Source organism: Rariglobus hedericola (assembly GCF_007559335.1).
GTDB classification, from domain to species: Bacteria; Verrucomicrobiota; Verrucomicrobiia; order Opitutales; family Opitutaceae; genus Rariglobus; species Rariglobus hedericola.
The window spans coordinates 33,089-45,329 of sequence record NZ_VMBG01000004.1; the positions used below are offsets into that span (position 1 = coordinate 33,089).

Consider the following 12,241-nt stretch of genomic DNA (forward strand, 5'->3'; position numbering starts at 1 on the left):
GAGCGAACGGTTTCGGGTGATGAATAAAACTTTGATCAGTTCATGTATATATTTTACCTAGTCAAGTATGTTTCAGCTATCTCGCGAACTCCAAGATGAGTGTTGGGGGAGAGTTAACGCCTTGGTTTTATGACGATTCACAGTGGTATTTATACTCGGGTGACATCGAATAGTGATGTATCTGTAAAAGATTGACGGAAAACTCTCACGCGTCATGCAGTGGAAGTATGTCGAAAGTCGCTGCTTCCACCGTTGTCTCTGCCGCCGAACCGTCGTCCGAGGGCTCCCGGGGACGTGCGGTGACCGTTACCACGATTGCGCGGATCGCCGGCGTGTCGGCCGGAGCGGTCTCTTCGCTCCTTACGAGCGCGGACGGGCGCGGGCGGGTGAGTCCGCGCACCCGCGATGTGATCCTGAAGACCTGCCGTGATTTGGGTTATCAACCGAAGGATCCGAAGGCTCTGAACCTCATTTATCCCGAGTTGGGCGGTTATTGCTTCCTGTTGCCCAAATCTATAGAGAACGGTCTGCACGGTTCGTCCTACTACTCCCACTTCTTTTCGGGTGTCGTCGAGGCGCTGGCCGACCAAGCCGGACAGATCACGTTCTGCCAGTTCGATGAGCACATGGACTACCACGCTCATCCGGAGGCCTTGCCCGCCCCGCTCCGTAGCGGCACGGCGACCAAGTTTTTGTGTGCCGGCCAGGCCAACCTAAGCCTCCTCGAATCCATACAGGCCATGGGTGCCCGTGCCGTTTACTTGGGCCAGTATCAACCGCTGCAAGGCATGGCCTCCGTGGTGCCCGACTACGCCAGCGGCACGCGGCAGATTCTCACTCATCTGATCGGATTGGGGCACCGCCGGATCGCCTTCTCGCTGGGACCGCTCGGCGCCAACGCCTACAATATTCTGGAACAGCGACGGACCATCGAAGCCGTTCTGGCGGAGCAAAAGATCAACCTTCCGCCGGACTACAGCTTTTTTGGCGTGCTGGGTGCGGAGGGCGGAATCGCCGCCATCGACAACATCATGCGCTGCAGCGAACGCCCCACCGCGCTTTATTGCTTCAACGACTCCTCCGCCGCCGGCGCCATCGGTCGTGCCCAGCAGCTTGGGCTGCGCGTCCCCGAAGACATCAGCATCACCGGTTTCGACGATGTTCCGTTGGCGGCTTCACTGCATCCCTCGCTCACCACCGTGCATACGCCCATCACGGAAATCGGCCGCACCGGCGTGTGCGAACTCCAGGCGATGCTGACGCTTGACGAAGAAGATGTCTCCAAACGCCCTCCGCGCAAAGTGGTGATTCCCACCACGCTGGTGATCCGCAACTCCACGGCACGTCCGTCCATGTAAGGAGATGCGGTGACTTAGCGCCGGTTATTTCACGATCCCATCGCGCAGCCCGGCGTGACGGGCATCGTCGAGCAGCGTCTGGGCGAAGGTGTAGTCGGTGGAGTCGTGATTGTGCGACAGGCCGGCGAAGGCCGCGGCGATGCGGCTTCGTGATTGATCGGTAAAGACGCGGACGAGGGATTCGAGGTCTTCCTTGGAATGCGTGGGATCGTCGCGTTTGAGCAATGCGTCCGCGTAAAGCGCGGTGGCGGTGATCGCGAAGAGTTCGCTGCCAATGTCCACGACGCGGCCGAGCAGGAGCTGGCGTTTTTCGAGGGCCGGGCCGTAGCGCGCCATCGCATGAAACAGCGCACGGGCGAGGCGGTGACTTGTGCGTGACACGTAGCGTAACGCGGGGCGGCAGGCGGGCGAGATGTCGGAGGGAACGCCGCCCGATGGCAGGTAAAGGCGAGGATACCACAGCGCGTAGAAGCCACCGGCTTTAAGCGCGGCGGCGGCGCGTTTGCCGAGCGGCTGGCGCGAATCGAGGACGGTGCCGACGACTTTGAGGTGCGGGTCGAGCGCCTCGCGGGCGAGGAAGAGGCGCATGATTTCGGAGGAACCTTCGAAGATGAGGTTGATGCGGCTGTCGCGCATCATGCGCTCGACGGGGACGGGTTTCTCGCCGCGGTTTTTGAGCGAGGCGGCGGTTTCGTAACCGCGACCTCCGCGGATTTGCAGGAGGTCGTCGATGGACTGCCAGGCGGCTTCGCTGCCCCAGAGTTTACACATGGCGGCTTCAAGGCGGATGTCGGCCTTGTCACGATCCACGAGCGACGACGTGAGCATGACCATCGCCTCGGTGGCGAAAGTGTTGGCGGCCATGCGGGCGAGCTTTGCAGCGATGGCGGCGTGTTCGCCGATGGGGGCGCCCCATTGCACGCGGGCGGCGGACCACTCGCGGGCGTAGCCGAGGCTGCGCTTCATGAAGCCGACGCAGGCGGCGGGAATGGTGAGGCGCCCGGTGTTGAGCGTGGTGAGCGCGACTTTGAGGCCGCGACCCTCGCCGCCGACGATGGCGTCGCGGGAGAGCCGGACGTTGGTGAAGCGCACGACGCCGTTGTAGAGCGCGCGCAGGCCCATGAAGTGGCAGCGCGTGACCAGCTCCACGCCGGGCGTGTTCATCTCGACGAGGAAGGCGGTGATCTGGCTGCGCGGTTTGCCGTGGACGACTTTGTCGGGTGTGCGCGCCATCACGATGATAACACCGGCCTTCACGCTGTTGGTGCACCAGAGTTTTTCGCCGTTGAGGATGAAGTGTTCGCCGTCGGGATCGGGCTCGGCGCGGGTTTCCATGCGAGCGGGGTCGGAGCCGACGCCGGTCTCGGTGAGGGCGAAGGCGGAGATTTCGCCCTTCGCGACGCGCGGCAGGTATTTGGCCTTCTGGTCTTCGGTGCCGAAGAGTTTGAGCGGCTGGGGCACGCCGATGGATTGGTGGGCGGAGAGGAGCGCGGTGAGATTGCCGTCGACGCTGCCGAGGAGTTGCGCGGCGCGGGAGTAATTGGTCTGCGAGAGGCCGAGGCCGCCGTAGTCTTTGGGGATTTTGATACCAAACGCTCCGAGGCGCGCGAGACGCTCGATCAACGCGTCGGGGATTTCGCCATCGGCATCGATCTGATCGGGATCAGTTTCGTCGCGCAGGATGGTTTCGAGTTCAGTCAGAAAGGCGCGTCCGGCCTCGACGTCGGCGGCAGGTTGCAGCGGGAACGGGTAAATGTGATCGAGCGAGAAACGTCCCATGAACAGATCACCGGCAAAGCTGCGGTAGGCGCTCACGCTGCGGGCGGACTCGGTCATCTCGAGCGCCTCGCGCTGGCCTTGGGTCATCTTCGAGGTGTCGATGGTGCTGGGAGTGTCTTCGGTGGCGTTCATGGGGCCGGGGGATAAAAGGTGAGGTTGTCGCCGCTCATCGCGCGCAGACGGTCGCACGGTGCGAAGTGCGGGGCGATGTCGCGGGCGAGTGCATCAAGACGCGAGACCACGGAGGCGACGCCGAGTGAGTCGGCATAACGGAGGGGGCCGCCGCGGAAGGGAGCCCAGCCGGTGCCGAGAATCATGCCGAAATCGACGTCTTCCGGAAAGGCGACGACGTCCTCGGCGAGACAACGCGCGGCTTCGTTGACCATGATGAGCACGAGACGGTCGCGCAGGGTATCTGCGGAGGATGGCGACGAGGAACGGGAGGGGCGGGGGATCAGAAAACCGAGATCGGGATTGGGGGCAGGGTGGCGGGAACGGGTATTGTGGATGTAGAAGCCACGACCGGATTTTTTGCCGAGCCAGCCCTTGGCGATCATTTGGTCCAGTGTGTCGTCGAGCGGGCCGGAGCTGGGCAGGCGTTGTGCGAGGTCCTTGGCGACGTGAAGGGCGACATCGAGACCGACCTCGTCGGCGAGGCGCAGCGGGCCCATGGGCATCCCGAAGTCGAGCATCACGTGGTCGATGGCGGCGGGTGAATGGCCTTCGCGGAAGAGTCGCACCGCTTCGACCAGATAGGGCATGAGAATGCGATTCACGAGGAAGCCGGGCGAGTCGTTAACGATGACGGGGAGCTTGCCGAGGGCCTTGGTGAACTGGAGCGCGGTCGCCACGGTATCGGGAGAAGTCCGCGGACCTCGCACGATCTCGACGAGCTGCATGCGGTGAACCGGGTTGAAAAAATGGATGCCGATGACGCGCTCGGGATGAGTCAGGGTTTGCGCGATGGCGTCGATGGAGAGCGCGGAGGTGTTGGTCGCGAGCACGGTGTCGGGCCGCACACGGGTTTCGAGGTCGCGGAAGATGGCCTGCTTGGCTTCGAGTTTTTCGACCGCGGCCTCGATCACGAGATCCACGGAGGTGAGGGGAATCGCGGTGCTGACCGGAGTGATGCGATCAAATCCGGCGGTGGCTTCCGCGACTGTGAAGACGCGGCGTTTCGCCCCTTCGCGATAGACGGTCTCGATAGTGCGCAGACCGCGGGCGAGGGCGTCGGGCGCGACATCCTTGAGGATGACGGGAAGACTGCGGGCGCTGCTCCACTGCGCGATGCCGGCACCCATGACGCCGGCACCGACCACGGCGACGCGGCGGACGGGATGTGCAGTGGAACCGGCAGGAGCGGGAAGTTTTTTGGCACGCTCTTGCAGGAAGAAAACGCTGAGCAGATTGCGGCACTCGGGCGTGCGGATCAGTTCGAGAAAGGCGGCCTTTTCGAGCGCGAAACCCTCTTCGAGGGAACGGCCGAGAGTAGCGGTGCAGACCTCGATGGCCTTGAGCGGCGCGGGATAATGCCCGTGGGTTTTGGCGAGGACATCGCGGCGGGCTTTGGAGGCGACGAGGTGTTTGAGCGGTGTGCTGCTGGCGAGCGATACGGCTCGCGGTGTGCGTTTGCCGGCGGCGAGGAGTTTGCGGGCGGTGGCGAGCAGGTATTCAGGATGCGCGAGCTGGTCAACGAGACCGAGCTTGAGGGCTTGGGCGCCGACGAGCTGGCGACCGGGGAGAATCATGCCGAGGGCGGCGGGCAGGCCGATGAGCGCGGGCAGGCGGATCGAGCCGCCCCACGCGGGAATAATGCCGAGCTGCGTCTCGGGCAGGCCGATCTTGGTGGGCTTGCCGGTCGAGGCGACGCGCCAGTCGCAGGCGAGGGCGAGTTCGCAACCGCCGCCGAGACACGCGCCGTGAATCGCGGCGACGGAAGGCACGGGTAGTTTTTGCAGACGCGTAAAGACGCGGTGACCGAGATCGACGATGCCGCCGAGTGATTCGGGATCGGGTGAACGCACAAACTCGTGCAGGTCCGCGCCGGCGATGAAGATTTTGTCCTTCGCGCTCGCGAGAATGATCCCGCGGAGGGCGGGCTCGTTTTCGAGTGACGTCAGCAAGGCGTCGAGCTGCATGAGCGTGGCGCGATCAAAGACATTGGCGGACGAACCCTCGCGATCAAAGGTCAGCGTGCAGATGCCGTCGGCGTCGAGTTGGCGGGTGATGTTCATGAGGCGGCCTCCAGCCAGAGCGCGCCGCCCTGGCCGCCGCCGACGCACAGCGTGACGAGGGCGCGACGGGCGCGACGGCGTTGCAGTTCTTTGAGGGCGGTGAGCACGAGACGGGCGCCGGTTGCACTGACCGGATGGCCGAGCGCGATGGCACCGCCGTTGACGTTGAGGCGCTCGTCGGGGATCTCGCCGAGTGCGTGATCGAGACCAAGGTGTGTGCGGCAAAAATCCGAAGAGCGTGCGGCCGACTGGCAGGCGAGAACCTGAGCGGCGAACGCTTCGTTGATCTCGATGATGTCGGCGTCGGCGAGCCCGAGACCGGTGCGTTGTTCGGCACGAGCGATGGCATGAACCGGCCCTAAGCCCATGCGTGCGGGCTCGCAGCCGGCGTAGGCGTAATCGACGAGGCGGCCGAGCGGGGTGAGGCCGGTGCGCTTCAGGGCGGCTTCGCTCATGACCAGCAAGGCGACCGCGCCGTCGGTGATTTGCGAGGCGTTGCCGGCGGTCACCGTGCCGCCATGACGATCAAAGAGCGGACGAAGCTTTTGCAAGGCTTCGAGCGTCTGCGTTTCACGCACGCCGTTGTCGGTCAAAACCGCGGAGGGTTCTCGGGCGTTGCGTGGATAAATGGCAGTGATTTCGTCGGCGAGACGCGCGCGGGCGGCGGTGGCGCGTTGGTGGGACCGAAGTGCGAAATGATCCTGCGTATCGCGGGAAAGCTGCCAATCGCGGGCGAGGAGCTCGGCGGTCTGGCCCATGTTAAGACCGCACACCGGATCGGTGAGCCCGAGTTGCAGGCTGATGCGGGGAGAAAAATCGGACGGACGAAAACGGAGGAATGCCGCGAGTTTCTGCGGAAGCGTTTTGGCGCGGGAAAGGGTCGTGAATTTGCGAGAGGCGCTGTCGTTGTAGATGAGCGGATAACGGCTCATGCTCTCGGTGCCGCCGACGAGAAAGATGTCGCCTCGGCCGGCGGCGATTTTTTGGGCGGCCTGAGTGACCGCTTCGAAGCCGGAAGCGCAGTTGCGATGGACGGTGATGGCGGGAACGTGGGCGGGAATGCCGGCACGCAGGGCGAGCACGCGGCTGACGTTGGCGGCATCGATGGGCTGGCCGACACAGCCGAAGATGACCTCGTCGATGAGCGCGGGATCGAGGCCGGTTTGCGCGAGGACGGCGGAGGCGGCGGTGCGCCCGAGTTCGACGGCATCGGACGTGGCAAGGTCGCTGCCCATCTTGCAGAAGGGAGTGCGAGCGCCGTCGACGATGTAGAGCGGAGCGTTCATGGTTTCGGACGAAACGGCTCCGCCGTTCCGCTACGTTCGGTGGCTGAGGCTTTCGAGCGGTTGTCCACGACCTTCTGTTCCTTCAGTGCGACCCCGACTTTTTGGAGGGTGCGCATTTCTTCCTCGGTGTGGGTGACGATTTTGTTGGGCGTGAGTTCGAAGTGTGCGTGAAGGAGCTCGCGCACGTTTTTTTCGATGCCGGCGGTGTTGCCTGAAGTGGCGGGCGAGACGTGGACGTTGAGTTCGTCGAGATCGAGCGGATCGTCGTGGGCCTTGCGAAGTTCGATCTGCCAGGCCCCGAGCTCGGGGAGATCGTCGAGGGCGCGTTCGAGCTCATTGAAGTCAACGATGGTGCCTTTGACCTTCTGGAAACGCAGGGAGTGAACGTCAGACACGCGGGAGATTTTTCCGACGAGACGCGGCATGCGGCGGCCGCAGCAAGGACACGGATCCCATGTGATGCCATTTTCGCAACGGTCGCCGGTGCGATAGCGCAGCACGACGGTTCCGCGCTGGTCGAGAGGCGTCCACACGATCTCGCCACCTTGGCCATCGGGCATGACTTCGCCGGTTTCGGGATTGATGATCTCGATGATGCCCTGATCGGCGTAGAGATGATAGCCCGGCGGCGGTGTGCCGGGCGTGATAGGGCATTCGGTCCACGCGAGTTTGCACTCGGTGAAGCCGTAGGTGGCCATGATCTGCACATCGGGCGAACCGAGCTTTTTGCAAAGATCACCGAGCTTGCGACGCGTGCCGTCGGGGACTTTGTCGCCACCGAGAACGAGCAGACGAATCCCCTCGAGCTTGAGGTTTTGCTCCACGGCTTGCTGGAGCACGTGGTAGAGAAACGTAGGCATCGCGACGATGACCTGGGGCTTGAGCTTCACGACGGCGCGCAAGTTTCCCTCGGTGCCCATGACTTTGCCGCCACCGGTGGCGAGGGCGAAGATGTTACGATCCATGCCCGCGTAATACATATACCAAAACGCGAGGTGAGGGGCGAAGGGGAACATGTTCACCATGCGCTCCTCGGAGCGGACTCCGCCGATTTCGACGATGCGCCCGCCGCCCAAGCCGAGGCGCGCGATGTCGTGCTGAGTATAAAGAAATGGAACCGGTTCGCTGGAGCGTCCGGTGGTGCTCGTCATGAAAACGGGCCGCCATTCGTGATCCAGTTCGTCGCGCACCTGCTCACGTCCGTGGCGCAGCGCCCAAAGGATGACCGATAGCCGGCGTGAAAGAACTTTGGGGTCGGGCTTGAGAACGAAGTCGAGGGTGCGCTTGGGATTCTCCTTCGTGGGAAGCAGGTCCTCCTTGGTGGTGAAGGGAATTTTAGAGAGATCGGCGACGCTGCGGATGTCGGCGGCGGTGAGCCCGCGTTCTTTAAACAACCGCTGATAATGTAATGAAAAAGGCAATACGCAGTCGCGCAGGTAACGATGCAGTTGTTGCCCCTGCCATGCGATCGTGGAGTCCCGATCGAGGTCTTGCCAGTGATGAGTGCATCGTGGAGTCGGCATGGGAGTAAAAGCCGGACATTGGGGTGATCGGCGCCGCTTTTTTTGGGGGTAAGCGGGCCGCGTGAAGAAAGGTGACTTTGTTTATGACATCTATTCCTGAAAGGGGTTCGGCGCAAGGGGGGATTCAGGTGAGCACGGGAGCAAGAAAGCGGGCGATTTCGTCGTGACGGCGATCACCATCGGCTTCGCCGAGGGCGATGAGGCGGCGGATGTAGCCGGGTTGAAACATGAGGGTCGCGAGCATGTCCGCGCGGCGGGTTTCGCGGGTGCCCAGACCGCGCGTGGCGAAGCGAAATGTGCGCGGGAGCTCGGACTCGAATTCGTTGGCGATCACGCTCAAATCCATTGACGGACGGATCAGCAGCAGATCGACCGGATGCAGGCCGGTTTCGTGCGCTGAAGGGTGTGAGGCGAGCAGGCTGTTGACGCGTTCGATGCTCAGGGCGTCGTAATCGAGCATATCGAGAAAAATGGAATCGAGGAGCAGGCCGATGATCGTAGCCGGTGGCGGATAAGCGCGCGGCTCGTTGCTGATTCTGGCGGAAGGATCGCCGGCGTATTGGGTCGAGATCGCGATCATGCGACGGGCACCCAGGTGAAGGGCGGGGGACAAGGGAGCGGTCAGGCGCACACCGCCGTCACCATGCCAGTCGTGGCCGATTTTTCCGGCGGGGAAAAACAACGGCAGCGCGCACGACGCCATGATGTGGTCGACCGTCAGCTCGGTTGAGAAACTGCGGCGCCCCGGGCGCTCCCACATGTTGAGATGCTCACCTTGCACCCAGCTGTTGGACTGGCCGGTCGTGTAATTGGTGGTGGTGATGCCGACGGCGGAAAGATGTCCGCTGCGGAGTTTGTTGCCGATTCCACTTAATGGTCCGCCGCCGGGAGCGAGGGCCTTTTCGAGCACGGCTCGCAGAGGATCCGTATCAACGAGTCCGTGCGCCGGCGTCGAGAGATTGACGCCGCCGGAGACGAGCCGCATGGCCCAGCGCAACATCGTGAAGACCAGCGCGGGCAGATCGGTCCGGAAGACCTGATCAATCGTGATGCTTTCCCACAGGTCGGTGAGCTCCTCGACGGCGACCGGCAAGGTGCCGCAGTTGTTCGCGAGATGGGCGACGTTGATCGCGCCAGCCGAGACGCCGGTCATGATGGGGAATTCCAGTTCGGGAAACGATTTGGCGAGACTGCGCAAAAATCCCACTTGATACGCGGCGCGCGCGCCACCACCCGCCAGCACCAAGGCCAGTTTTACGGGGTCTGGGTTCACGCCCGGAGTCTGTCCCGTGCCGGATGAATTGTGAAGCGGGGAATGCGCGAGCACGTCGGCCATGACGCAAGTTAAGACACGGGTGATGCGGAGCGGTTCGTCAGAAGCACCGGGTAAATGGACAAAAGGCCGGCTACTGTGCGCGGGCTGGTTGAACCCACGGCTTGCCAACGCGGGATCTGATTACCAGCGTTCGCGTTTCTTATGCGCCGGAAACTCTCCCTCATCACGATGCTGACCGCGTGGCTGCTGGCCACCGGAAGCCATTGGGATTTGGTGCAGACGTTTGCCTGGGGACGCATGATCGCGAACTACTCGCAGTCGATGTCACTCGCGCAAGCGGTGAAACTGACCTTCACGCCGGACAACTTGTGCGGCGTGTGCGAAAGTGTGAGCGAGGCCAAGCAACATCAGGATTCCGCGCTGCCGTCCGACGCGAAGTCGACGGGCAAGATTCTGATGGTGTTTCAACCGCAGCCGGTGTTCTTCGCCACGCTGCCGGTGATCGGCAAGTGGACGCCGTCTGTAACGAGTCCCGTGATGCGGGATCGTTCGCCTCCACCGGTTCCACCGCCACGAGAGCTGGTTTGATTGTCCGTTGGTAGAGCGCGTGCCGTGACGGTGCGCGTTGGTGACATCATTCCACATTGGGCCCCGCGTTGACGCTGTGCGCACGCGTAAAAGGGCCCGCCCTCTCGTATTCATGAAACCGATTTTTTTATCCGCATCCGCATTGCTCGCGTTGGCCCTGGCCAACGCTACTCACGCCGAAACACCGGTGGTCCTCGACAGCGTCGAGGTCACCGCCCGTCCGCAATCACTCACGATTCCCTCGCTCGAAACCGCGCGGGTCGAAATGGCCCTCACGGCCGGGGGCACCGAGGTGGTGGACTCCGATCGCTACCTGAAAGGCCGCGCCAGCACCCTCGCCGATACGTTCGCTCTGTCAGCCGGTGTGTTCGCCCAGCCGCGTTTCGGCTCCGACGAAGCCCGTCTGTCCATCCGTGGCTCGGGCCTGCAACGCACCTATCACGGCCGTGGCATCCGCGTCCTCCAAGATGGCGTGCCTATTAACTTCGCCGACGGCGCGTTCGATATGCAGTCACTTGAGGCGAGTGCCGCCGATTACATCAACGTCTGGCGCGGGGCCAACGCGCTGGCTTACGGCTCGTCGACTCTCGGCGGCGCCATCGACTACGTGTCCCATACCGGACGCACCGCGCCGGGCGGTTTTGCGCGTCTCGAAGCGGGATCATGGGGCTATTTCCGAAGCACCTTGGCGGGCGGTTCATCCCAAGGCGCACTGGACGGCTACGCGTCGTTTACCGAGCAACAGCAAAACGGCTTCCGCGATCACGCCGATCAGGAGAATCAACGCCTCTTTGCCAATGCCGGTCTGCGCCTTTCTCAAAATGCGGAGACGCGCTTTTATGTGACCGCGATCCGCGCGGATTCCGAACTGCCGGGCACGCTCACGAAAACCGAGTTGGAGAATGATCCGTCGCAGGCGGACAAGTCCTTCTTTGGCGCCGTGCGTTATAACAACAAACGCGACTACGATCTGCTGCGCGTCGCCAACAAGACCAGCGTGCAGATCGGCGACACACTCGTGGCGCTGTCCGCTGCCTGGACTTACAAGGATCTGGATCATCCGATCACTCCCTTCGCCGGGGTGTTTGATGTGCTGACCAACGATCTTTTGCTGGGGCTCTCGGCCACCAACACGAGCGATTTATTCGGGCACGATAATCGCGTGCGGGCGGGCGTGAACTTCACGCGGGGTGAGTCGAGGAACTCGACCTATCAGAATGTTTTCGGCGCCCGCGGTGCGTTGACTGCACGCTCCGAGCAGACATCCACGAACACCGAGTTCTTTGTCGAAGATCAGTTCACGTTGGGACGTGGTTTCACGGTGGTTCTCGGAACGACCGTGGCGCACAACACCCGTGAAAACGATCAACTGCTTGGCGCGGCCGCCAGCTACGACCGCAGCTATGATAACGTTTCGCCCAAAGTCGGTCTGCGCTGGGACGGGCGTGATGTGCAGCTCTACACAAATGTATCCGGAAGTTATGAGCCGCCCTCTGCCGGGGAAACCGGTGGCGCGGTGGCGAATGACGCCCAGAAAGCCGTCAGCGTGGAAATCGGCACGCGCGGCATGCGCGGTCCGGTTCGTTGGGATGCATCGGTCTATGCGGCCCGCATCGATGGTGAGTTTTTGTCCCTCAACGATGCCTTCGGCGCTCCCTTGGGAACGATTAACGCCGACAAGACCACGCATCAAGGCGTGGAGCTTGCCATGGACATCGATGTGCTCGGCCAGAGCTGGCACGACAAACCCGACAACCGCCTCGTGCTGCGCGGTGCGTGGACTTACGGCCGCTTTAAGTTTGATGATGATGCCGTGTATGGAAACAACACGCTCGCCGGCATTCCTCCCCATCTGATTCGCGCCGAGCTCATGTGGGAAAATGCGGCGGGCTGGTATGCCGGTCCGACCGTCGAATGGGTGCCGGTCAAGTCGTATGTGGATTTCGACAACACGCTCGCGGCCGATCCTTATGCGCTCCTCGGCTTCAAGCTGGGCCGCCGTCTGGAGAAGGGTATCTCGTGGTTCATCGAGGCGAAGAATCTCTTCGATAAAGACTATGCCGCGACCCACGACGTGATCGCCAGCGCGCCACTCGGCGATGCCACGCGGGCATTTTACCCGGGCGACGGCCGCGGTTTTTACGCCGGTATCGAATACCGCTTTTGATCTCACTGCACCTGTAAATCTGGATTCAAT

The 12,241-nt window shown here is 62.6% G+C and carries 8 protein-coding genes; 3 read left to right on the forward strand and 5 right to left on the reverse strand.

What is annotated here, in order from left to right; genetic code table 11:
- Positions 1-227 precede the first annotated feature (227 nt).
- Entirely contained in the window at positions 228-1,358 is a 1,131-nt protein-coding gene (locus FPL22_RS16730; RefSeq protein WP_144354184.1) for a LacI family DNA-binding transcriptional regulator, read from the forward strand.
- 24 nt (positions 1,359-1,382) lie between these two features.
- Here FPL22_RS16730 and FPL22_RS16735 read toward each other — a convergent pair whose 3' ends face one another.
- The 5 genes from FPL22_RS16735 to FPL22_RS16755 form a co-directional block, all read right to left on the reverse strand.
- Positions 1,383-3,269: an acyl-CoA dehydrogenase family protein gene (locus FPL22_RS16735; protein ID WP_144354185.1), complete on the reverse strand. Its 1,887-nt coding sequence runs from the start codon at positions 3,267-3,269 to the stop codon at positions 1,383-1,385.
- Positions 3,266-5,371, reverse strand: coding sequence for a 3-hydroxyacyl-CoA dehydrogenase NAD-binding domain-containing protein (locus tag FPL22_RS16740; RefSeq protein ID WP_144354186.1), 2,106 nt, complete (start codon positions 5,369-5,371; stop codon positions 3,266-3,268). The genes FPL22_RS16735 and FPL22_RS16740 overlap by 4 nt, the downstream gene beginning before the upstream one ends.
- Positions 5,368-6,657, reverse strand: coding sequence for an acetyl-CoA C-acyltransferase (locus tag FPL22_RS16745; RefSeq protein ID WP_144354187.1), 1,290 nt, complete (start codon positions 6,655-6,657; stop codon positions 5,368-5,370). The genes FPL22_RS16740 and FPL22_RS16745 overlap by 4 nt, the downstream gene beginning before the upstream one ends.
- The gene (locus FPL22_RS16750) at positions 6,654-8,180 is read right to left on the reverse strand and encodes a phenylacetate--CoA ligase family protein (protein ID WP_144354188.1); all 1,527 of its coding nucleotides are present in this window, start codon (positions 8,178-8,180) and stop codon (positions 6,654-6,656) included. Before FPL22_RS16750 ends, FPL22_RS16745 begins: the two co-directional genes overlap by 4 nt.
- A 124-nt stretch (positions 8,181-8,304) precedes the next feature.
- The gene (locus FPL22_RS16755; RefSeq protein ID WP_144354189.1) at positions 8,305-9,516 is read right to left on the reverse strand and encodes a patatin-like phospholipase family protein; all 1,212 of its coding nucleotides are present in this window, start codon (positions 9,514-9,516) and stop codon (positions 8,305-8,307) included.
- 141 nt (positions 9,517-9,657) lie between these two features.
- Here FPL22_RS16755 and FPL22_RS16760 point away from each other — a divergent pair, with 141 nt between their 5' ends.
- Both FPL22_RS16760 and FPL22_RS16765 read left to right on the forward strand, forming a co-directional pair.
- Positions 9,658-10,044, forward strand: a complete 387-nt coding sequence (locus FPL22_RS16760) for a hypothetical protein (protein WP_144354190.1) — start codon at positions 9,658-9,660, stop codon at positions 10,042-10,044.
- A 112-nt stretch (positions 10,045-10,156) separates the two neighbouring features.
- Complete coding sequence (locus FPL22_RS16765) at positions 10,157-12,211, forward strand: TonB-dependent receptor family protein (protein ID WP_144354191.1); 2,055 nt, start codon at positions 10,157-10,159, stop codon at positions 12,209-12,211.
- The last annotated feature ends 30 nt before the right edge of the window (positions 12,212-12,241 follow it).

What these genes read in the sequence shown, in the direction of transcription:
- FPL22_RS16765 (WP_144354191.1), top strand. Translation starts at nt 10,157, where the DNA reads ATGAAACCGATTTTTTTATCCGCATCCGCATTGCTCGCGTTGGCCCTG.
- FPL22_RS16745 (WP_144354187.1), bottom strand. Translation starts at nt 6,657, where the DNA reads ATGAACGCTCCGCTCTACATCGTCGACGGCGCTCGCACTCCCTTCTGC.
- FPL22_RS16750 (WP_144354188.1), bottom strand. Translation starts at nt 8,180, where the DNA reads ATGCCGACTCCACGATGCACTCATCACTGGCAAGACCTCGATCGGGAC.
- FPL22_RS16760 (WP_144354190.1), top strand. Translation starts at nt 9,658, where the DNA reads ATGCGCCGGAAACTCTCCCTCATCACGATGCTGACCGCGTGGCTGCTG.
- FPL22_RS16740 (WP_144354186.1), bottom strand. Translation starts at nt 5,371, where the DNA reads ATGAACATCACCCGCCAACTCGACGCCGACGGCATCTGCACGCTGACC.
- FPL22_RS16755 (WP_144354189.1), bottom strand. Translation starts at nt 9,516, where the DNA reads ATGGCCGACGTGCTCGCGCATTCCCCGCTTCACAATTCATCCGGCACG.
- FPL22_RS16730 (WP_144354184.1), top strand. Translation starts at nt 228, where the DNA reads ATGTCGAAAGTCGCTGCTTCCACCGTTGTCTCTGCCGCCGAACCGTCG.
- FPL22_RS16735 (WP_144354185.1), bottom strand. Translation starts at nt 3,269, where the DNA reads ATGAACGCCACCGAAGACACTCCCAGCACCATCGACACCTCGAAGATG.